17 protein-coding genes are annotated in these 21962 nt (G+C 56.6%); 13 read left to right on the forward strand and 4 right to left on the reverse strand.

Features of this window, described 5'->3' with window-relative positions; translation table 11 throughout:
• Positions 1-95: 95 nt before the first annotated feature.
• From aceB to aceK, 3 genes are read left to right on the forward strand one after another with little or no spacing between them, the layout of a single operon-like run.
• Entirely contained in the window at positions 96-1697 is a 1602-nt protein-coding gene (gene aceB, locus L3069_RS01385) for a malate synthase A (RefSeq protein ID WP_023299079.1), read from the forward strand.
• Between the two features lie 31 nt (positions 1698-1728).
• The gene (aceA, locus tag L3069_RS01390; protein ID WP_100167820.1) at positions 1729-3033 is read left to right on the forward strand and encodes an isocitrate lyase; all 1305 of its coding nucleotides are present in this window, start codon (positions 1729-1731) and stop codon (positions 3031-3033) included.
• Between the two features lie 48 nt (positions 3034-3081).
• On the forward strand, positions 3082-4821 hold the full coding sequence (gene aceK, locus L3069_RS01395; RefSeq protein WP_022646719.1) for a bifunctional isocitrate dehydrogenase kinase/phosphatase: 1740 nt from the start codon (positions 3082-3084) through the stop codon (positions 4819-4821).
• Between the two features lie 68 nt (positions 4822-4889).
• Here the strand turns inward: aceK and iclR are convergent, their stop codons facing one another.
• Positions 4890-5717: a glyoxylate bypass operon transcriptional repressor IclR gene (gene iclR / locus L3069_RS01400; protein ID WP_022646720.1), complete on the reverse strand. Its 828-nt coding sequence runs from the start codon at positions 5715-5717 to the stop codon at positions 4890-4892.
• A 193-nt stretch (positions 5718-5910) separates the two neighbouring features.
• Between iclR and metH the strand changes: the two genes are divergently transcribed.
• From metH to rluF, 5 genes are all read left to right on the forward strand, one after another.
• Positions 5911-9594 carry a methionine synthase gene (gene metH, locus L3069_RS01405; RefSeq protein ID WP_038415062.1) on the forward strand — a complete coding sequence of 1228 codons (3684 nt, stop codon included), beginning with the start codon at positions 5911-5913 and terminating at the stop codon, positions 9592-9594.
• A 217-nt stretch (positions 9595-9811) separates the two neighbouring features.
• Positions 9812-11443, forward strand: a complete 1632-nt coding sequence (locus L3069_RS01410) for a Na/Pi cotransporter family protein (protein ID WP_022646722.1) — start codon at positions 9812-9814, stop codon at positions 11441-11443.
• A 95-nt stretch (positions 11444-11538) separates the two neighbouring features.
• Complete coding sequence (locus L3069_RS01415; RefSeq protein WP_038415063.1) at positions 11539-11832, forward strand: type II toxin-antitoxin system CcdA family antitoxin; 294 nt, start codon at positions 11539-11541, stop codon at positions 11830-11832.
• Positions 11832-12005 carry a CcdB family protein gene (locus tag L3069_RS01420; protein ID WP_022646724.1) on the forward strand — a complete coding sequence of 58 codons (174 nt, stop codon included), beginning with the start codon at positions 11832-11834 and terminating at the stop codon, positions 12003-12005. The genes L3069_RS01415 and L3069_RS01420 overlap by 1 nt, the downstream gene beginning before the upstream one ends.
• Positions 12006-12059: 54 nt before the next feature.
• Entirely contained in the window at positions 12060-12932 is an 873-nt protein-coding gene (gene rluF / locus L3069_RS01425) for a 23S rRNA pseudouridine(2604) synthase RluF (protein WP_038415064.1), read from the forward strand.
• Here the strand turns inward: rluF and L3069_RS01430 are convergent, their stop codons facing one another.
• From L3069_RS01430 to lysC, 3 genes are all read right to left on the reverse strand, one after another.
• Entirely contained in the window at positions 12933-13205 is a 273-nt protein-coding gene (locus L3069_RS01430; protein ID WP_017382612.1) for a DUF3811 domain-containing protein, read from the reverse strand.
• Positions 13206-13255: 50 nt separating this feature from the next.
• Positions 13256-14200: a ketopantoate/pantoate/pantothenate transporter PanS gene (panS, locus tag L3069_RS01435; protein ID WP_023295757.1), complete on the reverse strand. Its 945-nt coding sequence runs from the start codon at positions 14198-14200 to the stop codon at positions 13256-13258.
• A gap of 93 nt (positions 14201-14293) precedes the next feature.
• Positions 14294-15643, reverse strand: coding sequence for a lysine-sensitive aspartokinase 3 (gene lysC / locus L3069_RS01440; RefSeq protein ID WP_022646727.1), 1350 nt, complete (start codon positions 15641-15643; stop codon positions 14294-14296).
• Between the two features lie 374 nt (positions 15644-16017).
• On the opposite strand from lysC, the gene pgi reads away from it, so the two are divergent.
• From pgi to L3069_RS01465, 5 genes are all read left to right on the forward strand, one after another.
• Entirely contained in the window at positions 16018-17667 is a 1650-nt protein-coding gene (gene pgi, locus L3069_RS01445) for a glucose-6-phosphate isomerase (RefSeq protein ID WP_022646728.1), read from the forward strand.
• A 366-nt stretch (positions 17668-18033) separates the two neighbouring features.
• Complete coding sequence (gene yjbE, locus L3069_RS01450; protein ID WP_003860341.1) at positions 18034-18276, forward strand: exopolysaccharide production protein YjbE; 243 nt, start codon at positions 18034-18036, stop codon at positions 18274-18276.
• Positions 18277-18339: 63 nt separating this feature from the next.
• Positions 18340-18978: a YjbF family lipoprotein gene (locus L3069_RS01455; RefSeq protein ID WP_038415065.1), complete on the forward strand. Its 639-nt coding sequence runs from the start codon at positions 18340-18342 to the stop codon at positions 18976-18978.
• Positions 18975-19712 carry a capsule biosynthesis GfcC D2 domain-containing protein gene (locus L3069_RS01460; protein ID WP_100167818.1) on the forward strand — a complete coding sequence of 246 codons (738 nt, stop codon included), beginning with the start codon at positions 18975-18977 and terminating at the stop codon, positions 19710-19712. The genes L3069_RS01455 and L3069_RS01460 overlap by 4 nt, the downstream gene beginning before the upstream one ends.
• Positions 19712-21808, forward strand: a complete 2097-nt coding sequence (locus L3069_RS01465) for a YjbH domain-containing protein (protein ID WP_023299084.1) — start codon at positions 19712-19714, stop codon at positions 21806-21808. Before L3069_RS01460 ends, L3069_RS01465 begins: the two co-directional genes overlap by 1 nt.
• The last annotated feature ends 154 nt before the right edge of the window (positions 21809-21962 follow it).

Below are 21962 nucleotides of genomic sequence, written 5' to 3' on the forward strand. Positions count from 1 at the left end.
TATAGATAGTCTTAATTCTGCTGAGCGAAAACTACACAACGATCTTTCGCTCGCATCGGGGGCGTGATTTTGGATCTTTGATGAGGAGCAGAACGATGACTCAACAGGCAACAACGGTCGATGAACTGACCTTTACCCAGCCGAATGGCGAGCAAGAACAGCAAGTTTTGACGGCAGAAGCGGTAGAGTTTCTGACTGAACTGGTGACTCGCTTTACGCCACAGCGTAATAAACTGCTGGCGGCACGCATTCATCAACAGCAGGAGATCGATAACGGCAAGTTGCCAGGGTTTATTTCGGAAACCGCTTCCATTCGTCATGGTGAATGGAAAATTCGCGGAATCCCTGAAGATTTACAGGATCGTCGCGTAGAGATCACCGGCCCGGTAGAGCGCAAAATGGTGATTAACGCCATGAATGCCAACGTCAAAGTATTTATGGCGGACTTCGAAGATTCCCTCGCGCCGGACTGGCAGAAAGTTATCGACGGGCAAATCAACCTGCGCGACGCCGTCAACGGCACCATCAGCTATACCAACGAAGCCGGTAAAATTTACCAGCTCAAACCGAATCCGGCGGTGCTGATCTGCCGCGTACGCGGTCTGCATTTGCCAGAAAAACACGTTACGTGGCGCGGAGAAGCGATTCCGGGCAGCCTGTTCGACTTTGCGCTGTACTTCTTCCACAACCATAAGAACCTGCTGGCGAAAGGCAGCGGCCCCTATTTCTATCTGCCGAAAACCCAGTCCTGGCAGGAAGCGGCGTGGTGGAGTGAAGTCTTCAGCTACGCAGAAGACCGCTTCAGCCTGCCGCGCGGCACCATTAAGGCCACGCTGCTGATTGAAACCCTGCCAGCCGTATTCCAGATGCATGAGATCCTCCATGCGCTGCGTGACCATATTGTGGGCCTGAACTGCGGCCGCTGGGATTACATCTTCAGCTACATCAAAACCCTGAAAAACCATGCCGACCGGGTATTGCCGGATCGTCAGGTTGTCACCATGGATAAACCCTTCCTCAGCGCCTACTCGCGCCTGCTGATTAAGACCTGCCACAAACGCGGCGCCTTTGCGATGGGCGGTATGGCGGCCTTTATCCCGAGCAAAGATGCTGAGCGTAACAACCAGGTGCTCAACAAGGTGAAAGCCGATAAAGAACTGGAAGCCCGTAACGGCCACGACGGGACGTGGATTGCCCACCCCGGTCTGGCCGACACGGCGATGGAGGTCTTCAACCGCGTACTCGGCGATAACAAAAACCAGCTGTTTGTCACCCGTGAAGACGATGCGCCAATCGCAGAAGAACAGTTGCTTGCGCCGTGTGCGGGCGAGCGTACGGAAGAGGGCATGCGCGCCAATATTCGCGTCGCCGTGCAGTACATCGAGGCATGGATCTCCGGCAACGGCTGCGTGCCGATCTACGGCCTGATGGAAGATGCCGCCACGGCGGAAATTTCACGTACCTCCATCTGGCAGTGGATCCATCATCAAAAAACGCTCAGCAACGGCAAACCGGTCACCAAAGCCCTGTTCCGTCAGATGCTGGCCGAAGAGATGCGGGTCATCCAGGACGAACTGGGCGAGCACCGCTTCAGCAGCGGGCGTTTTAATGACGCTGCGCGCCTGATGGAGCAAATCACCACCTCTGATGACTTAATCGACTTCCTGACCCTGCCGGGCTACCGCTTCCTGGCGTAATTCACCACATAACAATATGGAGCATCTGCACATGAAAACCCGTACCCAACAGATCGAAGAGTTACAAAAAGAGTGGACCCAACCGCGCTGGGAAGGCATTCGCCGTCCGTACAGCGCAGAGGAAGTGGTGAAGTTACGCGGCTCGGTTAACCCGGAGTGTACGCTGGCGCAGAACGGCGCGGCGAAAATGTGGGATCTTCTGCACGGGGGGTCTAAAAAAGGTTATATCAACAGCCTCGGCGCACTGACTGGCGGTCAGGCATTGCAGCAGGCGAAGGCCGGCATTGAAGCTATCTATCTTTCCGGCTGGCAGGTCGCGGCGGATGCTAACCTGGCCTCCAGCATGTATCCGGATCAATCTCTTTACCCGGCGAACTCGGTGCCGTCAGTGGTGGATCGGATCAACAATACCTTCCGTCGTGCGGATCAGATCCAGTGGGCTGCGGGCATCGAACCCCACGATCCGCGTTTTATCGACTATTTCCTGCCGATCGTCGCCGATGCGGAAGCCGGTTTCGGCGGCGTGCTGAACGCCTTTGAGCTGATGAAATCGATGATTGAGGCCGGTGCAGCGGCCGTACACTTTGAAGATCAGCTGGCGTCGGTGAAGAAGTGCGGGCATATGGGCGGGAAAGTGCTGGTGCCAACCCAGGAAGCGATCCAGAAGCTGGTTGCTGCGCGTCTGGCTGCTGACGTGCTCGGCGTGCCGACGCTGGTGATTGCCCGTACCGATGCGGACGCGGCGGACTTGATCACCTCTGACTGCGACCCGTACGACAGTGAATTCGTTACCGGCGAACGTACCAGCGAAGGGTTCTATCGCACGCATGCCGGTATTGAACAGGCGATCAGCCGCGGCCTGGCGTATGCCCCTTACGCTGACCTGGTCTGGTGTGAAACCTCCACGCCGGATCTGGCGCTGGCGAAGCGCTTTGCCGATGCGATTCATGCGAAGTATCCGGGCAAGCTGCTGGCCTATAACTGTTCGCCGTCCTTCAACTGGCAAAAGAATCTGGACGATACGACCATCGCCAGCTTCCAGCAGCAATTGTCAGATATGGGCTACAAGTACCAGTTCATCACCCTGGCGGGTATCCACAGCATGTGGTTCAACATGTTCGACCTGGCGCACGCCTACGCGCAGGGCGAAGGCATGAAGCACTACGTTGAGAAGGTACAGCAGCCAGAATTTGCGGCGGGCAAAGAAGGATATACCTTCGTTTCGCACCAACAGGAGGTGGGAACCGGCTATTTCGATAATGTGACCACGATTATTCAGGGCGGGACTTCCTCCGTCACGGCATTAACGGGCTCAACGGAAGAAGCACAGTTCTGATCTTTCCCCCTCTCCCCCTCGGGGAGAGGGTTGGGGTGAGGGGAATATATGTCGCGTGGTCTGGAATTACTGATAGCCCAAACTATTTTGCAGGGCTTCGATGCCCAGTATGGCCGCTTTCTGGAAGTTACCTCTGGCGCGCAACAGCGTTTTGAGCACGCCGACTGGCATGCGGTTCAGCAGGCCATGAAGCAGCGTATCCATCTTTATGATCACCACGTAGGTCTGGTGGTGGAACAACTGCGCTGTATCACCGACGGTAAAAGCCCGGATGCGGAATTTTTACTGCGCGTGAAAGAGCATTACACCCATCTGTTACCCGACTACCCGCGCTTCGAGATTGCGGAGAGCTTTTTCAACTCCGTCTATTGCCGGTTATTTGACCACCGCTCATTATCTCCTGAGCGGTTATTTATCTTCAGCTCCCAGCCCGAGCGACGCTTCCGAACCATTCCGCGTCCGCTGGCGAAAGATTTCTTTCCCGATCGCGGCTGGGAAAAGCTCCTGCACCGCGTCTTAACGGATTTGCCGCTGCGCCTGCCGTGGCAGAATAAACCCCGGGATATCGGCTATATCCACGCGTATCTCAGTGAAACCTTCGGCGAGGCGGTGCTCAGCCGCAGCCATTTGCAGGTTGCCAACGAGCTTTTCTACCGGAATAAGGCCGCCTGGCTGGTGGGTAAACTGGTTACGCCGACAGCCATCGTGCCGTTTCTGCTGCCCATTCACCGTACCGACGACGGCGAACTGTTTGTCGATACCTGCCTGACTACCAGCGCTGAGGCGAGTATCGTATTTGGCTTCGCCCGCTCCTATTTCATGGTCTACGCCCCGCTGCCCGCCGCCCTGGTGGAGTGGCTGCGCGAGATCCTGCCGGGCAAAACCACCGCCGAGCTGTATATGGCGATTGGCTGTCAGAAGCATGCCAAAACGGAGAGTTATCGGGAATACCTGCGTTATGTCACCACGGCTGATGAGCAGTTTATCGAAGCGCCGGGTATCCGCGGCATGGTGATGCTGGTTTTCACACTGCCGGGATTCGACCGGGTGTTTAAGGTGATTAAGGATAAATTCGCCCCGCAGAAAGAGATGACCGCAGCCCACGTCCGTGCCTGCTATCAGCTGGTAAAAGAGCACGATCGCGTCGGGCGAATGGCCGATACCCAGGAGTTTGAAAACTTTGTGCTGGATAAGCAGCAGATCGATCCGGCGCTAATGACGCTGCTCATGCAGGAAGCGCCGACGAAAATTACCGATCTTGGCGATAAGATTGCGATCAGCCATCTCTACATTGAGCGCCGTATGGTGCCGCTAAATATCTGGCTGGAACAGTCAGAGGGCCAGGCTTTACGTGATGCCATCGAAGAGTACGGCAACGCCATCCGCCAGCTCGCCGCTGCCAATATTTTCCCCGGGGATATGCTGTTTAAAAACTTCGGCGTCACCCGTCACGGGCGGGTGGTGTTCTACGATTACGATGAAATTTGCTACATGACCGAGGTGAACTTCCGCGATATCCCGCCGCCGCGCTACCCGGAAGATGAACTGTCCAGCGAGCCTTGGTACAGCGTCTCGCCGGGCGATGTGTTTCCGGAGGAGTTTCGCCACTGGCTGTGTGCGGACCCACGCATCGGGCCGTTATTTGAAGAGATGCATGCCGATCTGTTCCGCGCCAGCTACTGGCGCGGGCTGCAAGCGCGGATCAAAAACGGGCACGTGGAAGATGTCTACGCTTACCGCCGCAAGCAGCGGTTTTGCATCCGCTTTTCTCCCTCTCCCGCAGGGTAAGGGCATCATGTTTTCTCCCTCTCCCTGTGGGAGAGGGCCGGGGTGAGGGCACCAGACCGCCCTCAATCCTAGCGAATCCCACCATACGCCAGCGTCACCTCTTTTGCGGCCTTAATCACCAGCGCACCCAGCTCGGTGACGCGGTCGTCGGTCATACGTGAAATCGGCCCGGAGATGGAGATGGCGGCAAACGGCTCGCGGTGTTCGTCGAAAATACAGGACGCGAGGCAGCGCAGCCCGAGGGCATGTTCTTCGTCATCAAACGAATAGCCGCGCTTGCGGGTCAGAGCCAGATCTTCTTTCAGATGCACCGGCGACACCAGGGTGGCGTGGGTGTAGGCGTGCAGACCTTTACGGTGCAGCAGACCCGTCACCTGCTCTTCGCTAAGCTGCGAGAGAAACGCTTTCCCTGCGCCAGAGGCATGCATCGGCAGCTTGCCGCCAATCGGTGCGGACATGCGCATCAGCTGCGTACACTGCACCTGGTCGATGATAATCGCCTGATGATCGCTCTGATCCAGCACGGCCAGGTTTACCGTCTCGCCGGACTCCTCCATCAGCTTGCGCAGAATCGGGTGGACAATCGCCAGCAGGTTGCGGCTTTGCAGGAAGCTGCTGCCGACGATAAAGGCATGCGCGCCAACCGCCCAGTGACCCAGCTCGCCCACCTGACGTACGAAGCCCAGCTGCTGCATGGTGGTTAACAGGCGGTGAGTGGTGGAGTTCGGCAGTCCCGCCTGCTGCGCCAGCTCCGTCAGGGCCACGCTACCATGCGATTCGGCTATCCATTCCAGCAGCTTCAGGCCGCGCGTCAGGGATTGAACCTGTCCGCCAGGTTGTGCAGCGGTGGTTGCAGCAGGTTTTCTGCCGCGTTTAGCGGGAACGGTCGTAACCATGACGAACTCCTTTTTCTGTATCGTGGAAATCATTTTCGTTTTATTTGGTGGTTTTGCAACCGCTTTCCTGACTGATCGGAGGAGTGATAGTGAACATGTCTCATGTTACCGCTGTGTGACTTTTCGACCCTTAGAGATTATGCCAGTATGGAACGCAGCCTTTTGGCCATGTTGAACGTTGTCGGGAGCAAGTGTGAGCAGCAAAGTAGAGCAACTGCGTGCGCAGTTAAATGAACGAATTCTGGTGCTGGACGGCGGCATGGGCACCATGATCCAGGGCTATCGTCTGAGTGAAGACGATTTCCGCGGCGAGCGCTTTGCCGACTGGCCTTGTGACCTGAAAGGAAACAATGACCTGCTGGTGTTGAGCAAACCCTCTGTCATCAGGGATATCCACAACGCCTACTTCGAAGCGGGTGCGGATATTGTAGAAACCAACACCTTCAACTCGACAACCATCGCCATGGCGGATTACCAGATGGAATCCCTGTCGGCGGAGATCAACTTTGAAGCGGCGAAACTCGCCCGCGCCTGCGCCGACGAGTGGACGGCCCGCACGCCGGACAAGCCGCGCTATGTTGCCGGGGTGCTGGGCCCGACCAACCGCACCGCGTCGATTTCTCCGGAAGTGAACGATCCAGCCTTCCGCAATATCACCTTTGACCAACTGGTGGCCGCGTATCGTGAGTCCACTAAAGCGCTGGTGGAAGGCGGTTCCGACCTGATCCTGATTGAAACCGTATTCGACACTCTCAACGCCAAAGCCGCAATTTACGCGGTGAAAGAGGAGTTCGAGGCGCTGGGTGTTGACCTGCCGATCATGATTTCCGGCACCATCACCGATGCCTCGGGGCGCACGCTTTCCGGCCAGACAACCGAAGCGTTTTATAACTCTCTGCGCCATGCCGAAGCGCTCTCCTTCGGCCTGAACTGCGCGCTGGGGCCGGACGAGCTGCGCCAGTACGTGCAGGAGCTTTCGCGCATCGCAGAGTGCTACGTCACCGCCCACCCGAACGCCGGTCTGCCGAATGCATTCGGTGAGTACGATCTGGATGCCGACACCATGGCGGCGCAAATCCGCGAGTGGGCCGAATCTGGCTTCCTCAACATCGTCGGCGGCTGCTGCGGCACCACGCCGGAGCACATCGCCGCCATGAGCCGCGCCGTCGCCGGGCTTGCACCGCGCAAGTTACCCGAGCTTCCGGTAGCCTGCCGTCTGTCCGGCCTTGAGCCGTTGACCATCGGCGACGACAGCCTGTTTGTGAACGTGGGTGAACGTACCAACGTCACCGGTTCTGCGAAGTTCAAGCGCCTGATCAAAGAAGAGAAGTACAGCGAAGCGCTGGACGTTGCTCGCCAGCAGGTAGAAAGCGGGGCGCAGATCATCGATATCAACATGGACGAGGGGATGCTCGACGCCGAAGCGGCGATGGTGCGCTTCCTCAACCTGATTGCCGGCGAGCCGGACATCGCCCGCGTGCCGATCATGATTGACTCTTCCAAATGGGACGTCATCGAAAAGGGGCTGAAGTGCATTCAGGGCAAAGGCATCGTTAACTCCATCTCAATGAAAGAGGGCGTCGATACCTTTATCCACCACGCGAAGCTGGTGCGTCGCTACGGGGCCGCCGTGGTGGTGATGGCCTTCGATGAAGTGGGCCAGGCCGATACCCGCGAGCGCAAAATTGAGATTTGCCGCCGGGCGTACAAAATTTTGACCGAAGAGGTGGGCTTCCCGCCGGAAGACATTATTTTCGACCCGAACATCTTTGCTGTCGCAACCGGCATTGAAGAGCACAACAACTACGCCCAGGACTTTATCGGCGCGTGTGAAGACATCAAACGCGAGCTACCGCATGCGCTAATTTCCGGCGGCGTGTCGAACGTCTCGTTCTCGTTCCGCGGCAACGACCCGGTGCGTGAGGCCATCCATGCCGTGTTCCTCTACTATGCCATCCGCAACGGGATGGACATGGGGATCGTTAACGCCGGACAGCTGGCGATTTACGACGACCTGCCCGCAGAACTACGCGACGCAGTAGAAGATGTGATCCTCAACCGTCGCGACGACGCCACCGAACGCATGCTGGATCTGGCGGAAAAATACCGCGGCAGTAAAGCTGACGAATCAGCCAACGTTCAGCAGGCCGAATGGCGTTCCTGGGATGTGAGAAAGCGTCTGGAATACTCGCTGGTAAAAGGCATTACTGAGTTCATTGAGCAGGATACCGAGGAAGCGCGTCAGCAGGCAGCCCGTCCGATTGAAGTGATCGAAGGGCCGCTGATGGACGGCATGAACGTGGTCGGCGATCTGTTCGGCGAGGGCAAAATGTTCCTGCCGCAGGTGGTGAAATCCGCCCGCGTCATGAAGCAGGCCGTGGCTTATCTTGAGCCGTTTATCGAAGCCAGCAAAGAGAAGGGCTCCAGTAACGGTAAGATGGTCATTGCCACCGTGAAGGGCGACGTGCACGACATCGGCAAAAACATTGTCGGCGTGGTACTGCAATGCAATAACTACGAAATTATCGATCTTGGCGTGATGGTCCCGGCGGATAAAATCCTCAGGACCGCTCGCGAAGTGAATGCGGATCTGATTGGTCTTTCCGGGCTGATTACGCCGTCGCTGGACGAAATGGTCAACGTGGCAAAAGAGATGGAGCGCCAGGGCTTCACTATTCCGCTGCTGATTGGCGGGGCAACCACCTCGAAAGCCCACACCGCAGTGAAAATCGAGCAGAACTACAGTGGGCCGACGGTGTATGTCCAAAACGCCTCGCGCACCGTGGGCGTGGTCTCCGCGCTGCTGTCTGACACCCAGCGCGATGACTTTGTCGCCCGCACCCGCAAAGAGTATGAAACCGTCCGCATTCAGCATGGACGTAAGAAACCGCGCACGCCGCCGGTTTCGCTTCAGGCGGCGCGCGATAACGATCTGGCGTTCGACTGGTCCAGCTATACGCCGCCGGTCGCGCACCGTCTGGGCGTGCAGGACGTGACGGCCAGCATCGAAACGCTGCGTAACTACATCGACTGGACGCCGTTCTTCATGACCTGGTCGCTGGCGGGCAAATATCCGCGCATTCTTGAAGATGAGGTAGTAGGCGAAGAGGCGAAACGCCTGTTTAAAGATGCCAACGATATGCTCGACAGACTGAGCGCAGAGAAAGCCCTCAACCCGCGCGGCGTGGTGGGGCTGTTCCCGGCGAACCGCGTGGGTGACGACATAGAAATCTACCGCGATGAAACCCGCACCCATGTGCTGGCCGTGAGCCACCATCTGCGCCAGCAAACCGAGAAAGTGGGCTTTGCCAACTACTGCCTGGCGGATTTCGTCGCACCGAAACTCTCCGGTAAAGCCGACTATATCGGCGCCTTTGCCGTAACCGGTGGTCTGGAAGAAGACGCGCTGGCGGACGCGTACGACGCACAGCACGATGATTACAACAAAATCATGGTGAAAGCGATTGCCGATCGCCTGGCGGAAGCCTTTGCCGAGTATCTGCATGAGCGCGTACGTAAGGTGCACTGGGGCTACGCCGCGAATGAGAATCTCAGCAACGAGGAGCTGATCCGCGAAAACTACCAGGGCATTCGTCCGGCGCCGGGGTATCCGGCCTGCCCGGAACACACCGAGAAGGGCACTATCTGGAAACTGCTCGACGTGGAAGCGCATACCGGCATGAAACTTACCGAGTCGTTCGCCATGTGGCCGGGCGCGTCCGTTTCCGGCTGGTATTTCAGCCACCCGGACAGCAAGTATTTCGCCGTGGCACAGCTTCAGCGGGATCAGATTGAAGACTACGCCCTGCGAAAAGGCATGAGCGTGTCAGAGGTGGAACGCTGGCTGGCGCCGAATTTAGGCTACGACGCAGACTAACGTCACTTTTCCTTACAACAAACAGGGCACCGCTATGGTGCCTTGTCTCTTTCTTACGTTTAAACCCTTATACTGGAAGAAAGTTCTTACTATATTGCCCGGCGGCGCTGCGCTGACCGGGCCTGCGCGTAGGCCGGATAAGGCGTAGCCGCCATCCGGCAAGATAACGCGCAACAAGCCTCAGGAAAACAGATAACGATAAGGAGGAAAACCCACTGTGTTGACGTTGTTACACCTGCTCTCCGCAGTCGCACTGCTGGTATGGGGCACCCATATCGTTCGTACCGGCGTGATGCGCGTGTTTGGCGCACGTTTACGTACCGTTCTCAGCGGCAGCGTTGAGAAGAAGCCGCTCGCCTTCTGTGCGGGTATTGGCGTCACGGCGCTGGTGCAAAGCAGCAACGCCACCACCATGCTCGTCACCTCGTTCGTGGCGCAGGATCTGGTGGCGCTCGCCCCGGCGCTGGTGATTGTCCTTGGCGCCGACGTCGGTACCGCGCTGATGGCACGTATCCTGACCTTCGATCTCTCCTGGCTGTCGCCGCTGCTGATTTTTATTGGCGTCATTTTCTTCCTCGGCCGTAAGCAAAGCCGTGCCGGGCAGCTTGGCCGCGTCGGTATTGGCCTCGGGCTGATCCTGCTAGCGCTGGAGCTGATTGTGCAGGCAGTTACGCCGATTACCCAGGCCAACGGTGTGCAGGTCATTTTCGCCTCGTTAACCGGCGATATTATGCTGGATGCGCTGATCGGCGCGGTGTTTGCCATTGTCAGCTACTCCAGCCTGGCGGCCGTGTTGCTGACGGCCACGCTAACCGCTGCGGGCGCGATCTCTTTCCCGGTGGCGCTATGCCTGGTCATCGGTGCGAATCTTGGCTCTGGCCTGCTGGCGATGCTTAACAACAGCGCAGCCAATGCTGCCGCCCGCCGGGTGGCGCTGGGGAGTTTGCTCTTCAAGCTGGTGGGTAGCCTGATCATTCTGCCGTTTGTGCACCCGCTGGCGAACCTGATGGACAATCTCTCTCTGCCGAAAGCGGAGCTGGTGATCTACTTCCACGTCTTCTACAACCTGGTACGCTGTCTGGCGATGGTGCCGTTTGCTGCGCCGATGGCCCGCTTCTGCGAGCGGCTAATTCGTGATGAACCGGAGCTGGACGCGCGCCTTAAACCGAAGCATCTGGACACCTCGGTGCTGGACACGCCCGCGCTGGCCATCGCGAATGCCGCCCGCGAAACGCTGCGCATGGGTGACGCGATGGAAACCATGCTGGAAGGGTTGCAAAAGGTGATGCACGGCGAGCCGCGCGAAGAAAAAGAGCTGCGCAGGCTGGCGGACGATATCAACGTGCTGTATACCGCCATCAAGCTCTATCTGGCGCGGATCCCACAGGACGAGCTGGCGGAAGAGGAGTCGCGCCGCTGGGCGGAAATTATTGAGATGTCGCTTAACCTGGAGCAGGCTTCGGATATTGTCGAGCGTATGGGCAGTGAAATCGCAGACAAATCCCTGGCCGCACGTCGGGCGTTTTCTGTCGAAGGGCTGAAGGAGCTGGAAGCGCTCCACGAACAGCTGGTCAGCAACCTGAAGCTGGCGATGTCGGTCTTCTTCTCCAGCGACGTGCCGAGCGCGCGCCGCCTGCGCCGCAACAAGCACCGTTTCCGCATCCTCAACCGGCGCTACTCGCACGCCCACGTTGAGCGTCTGCACCAGCAGAACGTGCAGAGTATCGAGACCAGCTCCCTGCACCTTGGGCTGCTGGGCGATATGAAACGTCTCAACTCGTTGTTCTGTGCGGTGGCATACAGCGTGATGGAGCAGCCGGATGAAGATGACGAGCGGGATGAGTATTAATCTCTGAAAGCGCCTCGCAAAATGGTTTTGTGAGGCGTGACTCCCCATAAAGAGCAATTTATTCTTCAACCCTTACATTTTTAAGGGAATAGGAAGTGCTCATTTATTACGCTACACTTCGCCAGTTCATGCGCATTCCAATGGGGGTTCTCATGCGCGGTGCTAATAGTATTAAAAAATCAGTGAATGTTTCCCTGTCGCCGGACATCCTTGAAGAGGCGCGAAGGCTTAAACTTAACCTTTCTGCCGTGCTAACGGCGGCTTTGCAGGAGCAATTTCGTGAACATCGGCGCGCAGAGTGGCTTGAAGAAAATAAAGCTTCTATTGACGCCATTAACCAGTGGGTTGATGAAAACGGCTCCTTTAGTGACTTTCAGAGGTCGTTCTGATGAAGCATGTACTGGTCGCTCCCGCCGTTGAGGTCGCGGGAAAACCCTGCGTGGTGATGATGCACATGATGGCAGGCATATCACTAAAAGAGTTAGGTGAACGCGTTGCCGATCTTACTAACAGCAGTGCTTCATTGCGGGATGCACTCGATTTTCTGATCAGCGGTTACTAGGACTTTTTTGTCAGGCGCAAGGTAAGGTATATTTCGCCCTTCACAGGAGAAACTATGCTGCCAACTCAATCAACCCGATTAAACAAATACATTAGCGAGAGCGGGATCTGCTCACGTCGCGAGGCTGACCGTTACATTGAACAGGGTAACGTGTTTCTTAACGGCAAACGCGCCACCATTGGCGATCAGGTGGTACCTGGCGATGTGGTGAAAGTGAATGGTCAGGTCATCGAACCGCGTGATGCCGAAGACCTGGTGTTTATCGCGTTGAACAAACCGGTTGGGATTGTCAGCACCACGGAAGATGGCGAGCGGGACAACATTGTTGATTTCGTGAACCACAGCAGCCGCATTTTCCCGATTGGCCGTCTGGATAAAGACTCTCAGGGGCTGATTTTCCTCACCAACCACGGCGATCTGGTCAACAAAATTCTGCGTGCCGGTAACGACCACGAGAAAGAGTACATCGTGACGGTGAACAAGCTGGTGACGGACGAGTTTATCCGCGGAATGGGCGCTGGCGTGCCGATTCTGGGCACCGTGACGAAGAAGTGTAAAGTCAAAAAAGAAGCACCATTCGCGTTCCGCATCACGCTGGTTCAGGGCCTGAACCGCCAGATCCGCCGCATGTGCGAGTACTTCGGTTATGAAGTGACGAAGCTGGAACGCACGCGCATCATGAACGTCAGCCTGTCTGGCATCCCGCTGGGCGAGTGGCGTGACTTAACGGATGACGAGCTGATCGAGCTGTTCAAACTTATCGAGAACTCCTCGTCCGAAGCGAAGCCGAAAGCTAAAGCCAAACCGAAAACGCAGGCGATTAAGCGTCCGGTGGTGAAGGCACCGCAGGCGGAAGAGAAAGGGCGAGGCAAGCCGGGCAACGGAAAACGCTTTACCCAGCCGGGGCGCAAAAAGAAAGGGCGCTGATTAGCGCCTTCCACGGGTTGATGTGCTGGCCGACCAGGAAAAAGTCGCCTCTGCGTCGGGTTTATACGCCTGCTCTTTTTTCAGCTTGCGGGCTTTTTTCGCCGCGGCATCACGTTGCGCCATCAGCTTATCGATGTACTCTTTTTTAACCTGATTGGTTTCGGCGTTCGTCAGCGTGCGGCCATGCGCGATGCGGGCGCGGTCGAGAAGCGTTTTAAGTTCGCGCTGCTCGGCTTCGGTCATGTCTTTCTGGGTCAAACGTGGTGTAGCCATTGCTGAAGCCTCCTGATGGGGAGGCTTCAGTGTAAAGCAAGCCGGGTCAATTAACCCTGTTTCACCGCATCTTTTTTCGGTTGGTCATCAATCGGCTTACCGGACCAGTACCCTGCTAACAGCGAACCGGACAGGTTGTGCCAGACGGAGAACAGCGCTCCCGGTAGCGCCGCCAGCGGTGAGAAGTAAATTTTACCCAGCGCCGCCGCCAGGCCAGAGTTCTGCATCCCCACTTCGATCGCCAGCGTGCGGCAGGTGGATTCGTCGAAACCAAACAGCTTTCCGCCCCAGTATCCGCCCAGCAGACCAATGGTGTTATGCAGCACAACCGCGACGATCACTACAAAGCCCACCGAAGCAATGTGCGATGCGGAACCGGCTACCACGGCGCTGATAATGGCAAGTATGCAGACCATCGAAAACGCGGGCAGATACGGCTCAACCGCTTTCACCACCCGCGGGAAGAGATGGTGGATCACCAGTCCCAGCGCAATCGGGATTACCACGATTTGCAGAATGCTGAGCAGCATGCCCATCACATCCACCTGGATATGCGCGTCCACGTACAGGCGGGTTAACAGCGGCGTGGCAATCACGCCCACCAGCGTGGAAACGGAAGAGATAGTGACGGAGAGCGCCACGTCGCCTTTCGCCAGATAGATCATGACGTTAGATGCCGTGCCGCTGGCGACGCTCCCCACCAGCACCATCCCGGCGGAAAGGTCGGGCGGCATCTTAAAGGCCATCGCCAGCAGCCAGGCCGCGAGCGGCATCACCAGGTAGTGCAGGAAAATCCCTGCGGCAACCGGTGCCGGGCGAGACAGCACGCGTTTGAAATCGTCAATTTTTAGATGCACGCCCATGCCGAACATAATCAGCATCAGTAGCGTGGTGACCCACGGACCAATGCCCGTGAACGTGGTGGGAGTGTAATACGCGAGTACGGAGAGCAGCAGCGCCCATAACGGGAACAGCCGGGTGATAGCGGAGAGCATAGTGAATTCCTTGCAGTATTGTCGTGTTGTTTTGTTATAAAAAAGCCGGGTCTGTGCCCGGCTTATGGATAATGTTTATCGTGCTAACGAATTTTATTCAAATAAATTCTGATGAAGTTTCTGCACAACCTGCTCGGCCTGATCGGCAGGGACCAGGAAGCAGAGGTTGTAGCTGGACGCGCCGTAGCAAATCATGCGGATGCTGAACGGGTCGAGCACGCCGAACACCTCTTTGCCCACGCCGCACGCGCGCGACAGCTTATTACCGATGATGGCAACCAGCGCCAGATCTTCTTCCACCTCCACGCGGCACAGCTCGGAAAGCTCAATCAGCAGCGACTGCGTCAGCAGGGTATCACCCGTTGAGGTTGAACCGGTGGTGTCGAGCGTCAGCGCAATACTCACTTCGGAAGTGGTAATCAAATCTACAGAGATATTGTGGCGCGCCAGGATGCCAAACACTTCCGCCAGGAATCCGCGGGAGTGCAGCATATTATGGCTGTGCAGGGTAACCAGCGTCTGCTTACGACGCAGGGCCAGCGCGCGGAACAGCGGCGGGTTCTCGGTTTTCTTGCAGACCAGCGTCCCGCCCGCCTTTGGATCTTTACTGGAGCCAACGAAGACCGGAATGTCGCTGCGCACGGCGGGCAGCAGCGTGGCTGGATGCAGCACTTTCGCGCCGAAGGTGGCCATTTCAGCCGCTTCTTCAAAGGCGATCACGTCAATGCGTTTTGCCGCAGAGACCACGCGCGGGTCGGTGGTGTAAATGCCCGGCACGTCCGTCCAGATATCCACGCGGGTGGCATGCAGGGCTTCACCCAGCAGGGCGGCGGTATAGTCGCTGCCGCCACGGCCCAGCGTGGTTGTGCGCCCTTTGGCTTCGCTGCCGATAAAGCCCTGGGTGATCACTATGCCTTCATCCAGACGCGGGGCAAGCTGCTGGTTGGTCAGCTCGGCCAGCGCTTCCACGTCCGGCTCGGCGCGGCCAAAGCGGTCGCTGGTGCGCATTACTTTACGCACGTCGAACCACTGCGCCTGAATATTGCGCTCGCGCATGATCTCAACGAATAGCAGGGTGGACATCAGTTCGCCGTGGCTGACCAGTTCGTCGGTTAGAGCGGTAGAGGTTGCCAGTGAAGCGGCTTCTGCCAGGGTAGTAATATTTTCCAGCAGGCGTTCCACTTCCTCACGAATGACGTTCGGGTTTTGCAGACGCTCAAGGATGTCGAACTGAATTTTGCGCAGTGCATCCAGCTTCACGAAACGCTCGGTCGCTTCCAGTCCTTCAGACAAAGAAACCAGCAGGTTCGTCACGCCGGCTGAGGCGGAGAGCACCACCAGGCGGGTATTCGGATCGGCCAGCACCACATCGGCGCTGCGGTTCATGGCAGCGTAGTCTGCCACACTGGTGCCGCCAAACTTGGCGACCACAAAACTCGTCATAACAACCTCGTGTCAGGGAATGAATAGAGCGACCTTGGCACAAGAATGAAGCGAGAACAGGTGCAGGCGCAAAATACGGCCCTATAAATAAAATGCGGGGGAGGTCCTGTCAATGCTGGGATTATGCGGATTTTTCATGGGGGGGTACCCCTCAGAAACAGGACTTATAACAGGCCCATATTTTATGCTCCTTTTTACCCCTTTTTGACCAACATTTCGCCACGCCGGAAGGGCGCGACAGCAGCTATACTTTTCGGGTCTTTTCACCTGCGTTTGATGCAGACCAGGGCAATGGCATAAAAACCATCACAATTTTTATTTGCAGGCGCTACAATCGACCGCAGTCACAATTCTCAAATCAGAAGAGTATTGCTATGAAAAACATCAACCCAACGCAGACCGCTGCATGGCAGGCACTACAGAAACATTTTGATGAAATGAAAGACGTCACTATCGCGGATCTGTTCGCGAAAGATGCCGATCGTTTCAGCAAGTTTTCCGCCACCTTCGATGACCTGATGCTGGTGGATTTCTCCAAGAACCGTATCACCGAAGAGACGCTGGCGAAGCTGCAAGATCTGGCGAAAGAGACTGAGCTGGCAGATGCCATCAAATCCATGTTCTCCGGTGAGAAGATCAACCGCACCGAAGACCGTGCCGTGCTGCACGTGGCGCTGCGCAACCGTAGCAATACTCCAATTATCGTTGACGGCAAAGATGTGATGCCGGAAGTGAACGCGGTGCTGGAAAAGATGAAAACCTTCTCTGAAGCGATCATCTCAGGTCAGTGGAAAGGCTACACCGGCAAAGCGATCACCGACGTCGTAAACATCGGTATCGGCGGCTCTGACCTCGGCCCGTTCATGGTGACCGAGGCGCTGCGCCCGTACAAAAACCATCTCAACATGCACTTCGTGTCCAACGTCGATGGGACTCACATCGCTGAAGTGCTGAAAAAGGTGAACCCGGAAACCACGCTGTTCCTGGTGGCGTCTAAAACCTTCACCACTCAGGAAACCATGACCAACGCCCACAGCGCGCGCGACTGGTTCCTGAAAACCGCGGGCGACGAAAAGCACGTGGCGAAACACTTCGCGGCGCTGTCCACCAACGGTAAAGCGGTGGGTGAGTTCGGTATTGATACTGCGAACATGTTTGAATTCTGGGACTGGGTGGGTGGCCGCTACTCACTGTGGTCTGCGATCGGTCTGTCCATCATCCTGTCCGTCGGCTTCGACAACTTCGTTGAGCTGCTCTCCGGCGCGCACGCGATGGACAAACACTTCTCCACCACCGCGCCTGAGAAAAACCTGCCAGTGCTGCTGGCGCTGATTGGGATCTGGTACAACAACTTCTTCGGCGCTGAAACCGAAGCGATTCTGCCGTACGACCAGTATATGCACCGCTTTGCGGCCTACTTCCAGCAGGGCAACATGGAATCCAACGGCAAGTACGTTGACCGTAACGGTAACGCGGTGGATTATCAGACTGGCCCAATCATCTGGGGCGAGCCGGGCACCAACGGTCAGCACGCGTTCTACCAGCTGATCCATCAGGGCACCAAAATGGTACCGTGCGATTTCATCGCCCCGGCGATTACGCACAACCCGCTTTCCGACCACCATCCGAAGCTGCTGTCTAACTTCTTCGCCCAGACCGAAGCGCTGGCGTTCGGTAAATCCCGCGAGGTGGTTGAGCAGGAGTACCGTGACCAGGGTAAAGATCCGGCAACCCTGGAACACGTTGTGCCGTTCAAAGTGTTCGAAGGCAACCGTCCAACTAACTCCATTCTGCTGCGTGAAATTACGCCGTTCAGCCTGGGCGCGCTGATTGCCCTCTACGAGCACAAGATCTTCACTCAGGGCGCTATTCTGAACATCTTCACCTTTGACCAGTGGGGCGTTGAGCTGGGCAAACAGCTGGCAAACCGCATTCTGCCAGAGCTGGGTGACGATAAAGCAATCGATAGCCACGACAGCTCCACCAATGGTCTGATTAACCGTTATAAAGCATGGCGTGCGTAATAAATATGTCATGAACAATGCCGGCGATATGCCGGCATTTTTTTATCGGATAATTCCTGATGTCTGTTAGTTATCTCAAATTCTGAATCTGAGTTTAATCCGAAAAACACGGTTACCCCGTTAATTGCTGAGGGTTATTTTAAGAAAATACGGAGTGATACTTTAATGGGTTTATATTATAACTGTTTGATAATGAATGGTTATCTATTTCAATAATTCTTTTTTCTTTTCATTTTTAACCATTAGTCTGAAAACCTCATCCCTATTTACCCCCACGGTAAACCCACTGCTTTAGTTGTGTATACTCGAATCCGCCTGAATTTCTTTTCGGGCAAATCTCCATTCATTCATTGAAGGGAAATTGTTATGAAGAAAGTACTGTATGGCATTTTTGCCATATCTGCGCTTGCGGCGACGTCTGTCTATGCAGCTCCGGTCCAGGTCGGGGAAGCAGCAGGGTCGGCAGCGACGTCTGCGTCTGCGGGGAGTTCTACCGCAGCCAGCACCAGCGCCGTAAGTTCAGCCGTGGGTGTCGCGCTGGCGGCAACCGGTGGCGGTGATGGCTCCAATACCGGAACCACGACCACTACGACGACCAGCACCCAGTAATACCGGGTGTTTTAATCATAACCACACTTCGGTGTGGTTATTTCGCCCCTTCGGAGAAGAGTCGTGAAGCGACCTGCAATCATCCTGATTTGCCTGCTGTTGCAGGCGTGCTCAGCTACCACCAAAGGGCTGGGCCACTCACTGTGGGACAGCATGTTCGGCACGCCGGGCGTGCATCTGACCGATGACGAACTTCAGAACATGCCGTATGCCAGCCAGTACATGCAGCTAAACGATGGTCCGCAACTGTTTGTGGTGCTCGCTTTCGATGAAAACGGGCAGCAGAAATGGGTGACGCAGGATCAGGCCACCATCGTGACGCAGCATTCCCGCATCGTGAAAACGTTGCTCGGCGGCGACAACCTGCTTGAGGTGAACAACCTGGCTGAAGATCCGCTCATCAAGCCGAATCAGATTGTCGATGGCACAAGCTGGACGCGCACGATGGGCTGGACCGAGCACAAACAGGTGCGCTACGCCACGGCCCGCTCCACCTTCCGCTGGGACGGTACGGACAGTGTCAAAGTGGGCAGCGACGAAACGCAGGTGCGCGTGCTGGATGAAGAGGTGACAACCGATCAGGCCACCTGGCATAACCGCTTCTGGGTGGACGAAGAGGGGCAAATCCGCCAGTCCTTACAGTATCTCGGTGCCGGTTTCTTCCCGGTGAAGACCACCCTGATCAAGGCGGCGAAATCATGAAAATGTTCATTCACGTTGCGCTTCTCGCCAGCCTGGCCTCGCCGCTGGCGTGGTCTGCGGGAACGGTACAGGTCTACACCCCGGACAGCGAAAAACCTAAAACCTTAACTAATGCCGGGCATCTGCTCGATCTGGTGGGGCAGCCGAGGCTGGCGAAAAGCTGGTGGACCGGGGCGGTTATCAGCGAGCGTCAGGCGACGATTGTAGCGGAACAAAAACATCAGGCGCTGCTCGCCCGACTGAGCGGGCTGGCACAACAGGAAGATGCTGACGATGCCGCGGCCATTACTAGCCTGTGTCAGCAGCTTCAGGCGGTTAAGGTGACGGGTCGCCAGAAGGTGAATCTCGATCCGGATGAGGTGCGCGTCGCCGAAAACGGCAATCCGTCGCTGGAAGGGGACTATACCCTGTGGCTGCCGGCTCAGCCTTCCACCGTCACCGTGATGGGGCTTATCAGCAGCCCTGGCAAAAAGTCGTTTACGCCGGGCCGGGACGTCGTGAGCTATCTCGACGAGCAAAGCTTGCTCAGCGGTGCGGATAACAGCTATGCCTGGGTGGTCTATCCGGACGGGCATACGCAAAAAGCGCCGGTGGCTTACTGGAATAAACGCCATATAGAACCTATGCCAGGCAGCATCATTTTTGTCGGTTTTGCCGACCATTTCTGGACGAAAGCGTATGACGGGCTTAATGCCGATATCCTTCGCTCCCTGATACAGCGGATACCGGAATAATGAAAAAAACCTATCTCTACAGCATGCTTGCACTGTGCGTGAGTGCCGCCTGTCATGCAGAAACGTATCCGGCACCCATCGGCCCGTCGCAGTCCGATTTTGGCGGCGTGGGCTTACTGCAAACCCCGACCGCGCGTATGGCCCGCGAGGGGGAAATCAGCCTTAACTATCGCGATAACGATCAGTACCGTTACTACTCTGCGTCCGTGCAGCTGTTCCCCTGGCTGGAGACCACGCTGCGCTACACCGACGTGCGTACAAAACAGTACAGCAGCGTGGACGCCTTCTCCGGCGATCAGACCTATAAAGACAAAGCCTTCGACGTGAAGCTGCGCCTGTGGGAAGAGAGCTACTGGATGCCGCAGGTCTCCGTCGGGGCGAAAGACATTGGCGGGACCGGCCTGTTTGATGCGGAATACATCGTTGCCAGCAAAGCCTGGGGACCGTTTGATTTCTCGCTGGGTCTTGGCTGGGGCTACCTCGGCACCAGCGGCAACGTAACCAACCCGTTCTGTACCTACAGCGACAAATACTGCTACCGCGATAACAGCTACAAAAAAGCGGGTTCCATCAACGGTGACCAGATGTTCCACGGCCCGGCCTCGCTGTTTGGAGGCGTAGAGTATCAAACGCCATGGCAGCCGCTGCGCCTGAAGCTGGAGTACGAAGGCAATAACTACAGCGAAGATTTTGCCGGCAAGATTGAGCAGAAGAGCAAGTTTAACGTCGGCGCCATTTACCGCGTCACCGACTGGGCCGACGTTAACCTCAGCTATGAGCGCGGTAATACCCTGATGTTTGGCTTTACGCTGCGCACCAACTTTAACGACATGCGGCCGCGCTACAATGATAACCCGCGGCCCAAATACCAGCCGGAGCCGCAGGATGCGATCATTCAGCACTCCGTGGTAGCGAACCAGCTGACGCTGCTGAAATATAACGCAGGCCTGGCGGATCCGAAGATCCAGACCAAAGGCGATACGCTGTACGTCACCGGCGAGCAGGTAAAATACCGCGACTCCCGCGAAGGGATCGAGCGCGCCAACCGGATCGTCATGAACGATCTTCCGGAGGGGATCCGCACGATCCGCGTGACGGAGAACCGTCTCAACCTGCCGCAGGTCACCACTGAAACCGATGTTGCCAGCCTTAAACGTCATCTTGAAGGCGAACCGCTGGGACATGAAACCGAGCTGGTGCAAAAACGCGTTGAGCCGGTGGTGCCAGAGAGCACCGAGCAGGGCTGGTATATCGATAAATCCCGCTTCGATTTCCATATCGATCCGGTGCTGAACCAGTCCGTGGGTGGGCCGGAAAACTTCTACATGTATCAGCTGGGCGCGATGGCGACGGCGGATCTGTGGGTGACCGACCACCTGTTGACCACCGGTAGTCTGTTCGGCAACCTTGCCAACAACTACGACAAATTTAACTACACCAACCCGCCGAACGATTCAAAACTGCCGCGCGTGCGTACCCGCGTTCGCGAATATGTGCAGAACGATATCTACGTGAATAACCTGCAGGCCAACTACTTCCAGTACTTCGGTAACGGCTTCTACGGCCAGGTTTACGGTGGCTATCTGGAAACCATGTTCGGCGGCGCGGGGGCGGAGGTGCTTTATCGTCCCGTCGACAGTAACTGGGCGTTTGGGATTGATGCCAACTACGTGAAACAGCGTGACTGGCGCAGCGCGCAGGACATGATGAAGTTCACCGACTACAGTGTCAAAACCGGCCACCTGACCGCCTACTGGACGCCGTCGTTCGCACAGGATGTGCTGGTGAAAGCCAGCGTCGGGCAGTACCTGGCGGGCGATAAGGGCGGCACGCTGGATATCTCCAAACACTTCGACAGCGGCGTTGTGGTAGGCGGTTATGCCACCATCACCAACGTTTCGCCAGACGAGTACGGGGAAGGGGACTTCACCAAAGGGGTGTACGTGTCGATTCCGCTGGATCTGTTCTCGTCAGGCCCAACCCGCAGCCGTGCGGCAGTGGGCTGGACGCCGCTGACGCGCGACGGCGGTCAGCAGCTTGGACGTAAGTTCCAGCTGTATGATATGACCAGCGATAAGAACATTAACTTCCGCTGATGCTTGTTTGCCCGGTGGCGCTGCGCTTACCGGGCCTACGAAAGTATTTTTGTAGGCCGGGCAAACGCAGTGCCGCCCGGCAAGAATGTTCATATGGACAAAACATAAACAAAAAATATAGATCCCCGTCACATTTTTGCGTTATACAGGAACC

It is taken from the genome of Enterobacter cloacae complex sp. ECL411 (genome assembly GCF_021869665.1).
In the GTDB taxonomy this organism is placed as follows: domain Bacteria; phylum Pseudomonadota; class Gammaproteobacteria; order Enterobacterales; family Enterobacteriaceae; genus Enterobacter; species Enterobacter intestinihominis.

Excerpts from the sequence above, each read along its gene's own strand:
- L3069_RS01430 (WP_017382612.1), bottom strand. The coding sequence starts at position 13,205 with ATGGCTACACCACGTTTGACCCAGAAAGACATGACCGAAGCCGAGCAG.
- aceA (WP_100167820.1), top strand. The coding sequence starts at position 1,729 with ATGAAAACCCGTACCCAACAGATCGAAGAGTTACAAAAAGAGTGGACC.
- lysC (WP_022646727.1), bottom strand. The coding sequence starts at position 15,643 with ATGACGAGTTTTGTGGTCGCCAAGTTTGGCGGCACCAGTGTGGCAGAC.
- pgi (WP_022646728.1), top strand. The coding sequence starts at position 16,018 with ATGAAAAACATCAACCCAACGCAGACCGCTGCATGGCAGGCACTACAG.
- aceK (WP_022646719.1), top strand. The coding sequence starts at position 3,082 with ATGTCGCGTGGTCTGGAATTACTGATAGCCCAAACTATTTTGCAGGGC.
- panS (WP_023295757.1), bottom strand. The coding sequence starts at position 14,200 with ATGCTCTCCGCTATCACCCGGCTGTTCCCGTTATGGGCGCTGCTGCTC.
- L3069_RS01420 (WP_022646724.1), top strand. The coding sequence starts at position 11,832 with ATGAAGCATGTACTGGTCGCTCCCGCCGTTGAGGTCGCGGGAAAACCC.
- L3069_RS01460 (WP_100167818.1), top strand. The coding sequence starts at position 18,975 with ATGAAAATGTTCATTCACGTTGCGCTTCTCGCCAGCCTGGCCTCGCCG.
- aceB (WP_023299079.1), top strand. The coding sequence starts at position 96 with ATGACTCAACAGGCAACAACGGTCGATGAACTGACCTTTACCCAGCCG.
- L3069_RS01465 (WP_023299084.1), top strand. The coding sequence starts at position 19,712 with ATGAAAAAAACCTATCTCTACAGCATGCTTGCACTGTGCGTGAGTGCC.
- rluF (WP_038415064.1), top strand. The coding sequence starts at position 12,060 with ATGCTGCCAACTCAATCAACCCGATTAAACAAATACATTAGCGAGAGC.
- yjbE (WP_003860341.1), top strand. The coding sequence starts at position 18,034 with ATGAAGAAAGTACTGTATGGCATTTTTGCCATATCTGCGCTTGCGGCG.
- iclR (WP_022646720.1), bottom strand. The coding sequence starts at position 5,717 with ATGGTTACGACCGTTCCCGCTAAACGCGGCAGAAAACCTGCTGCAACC.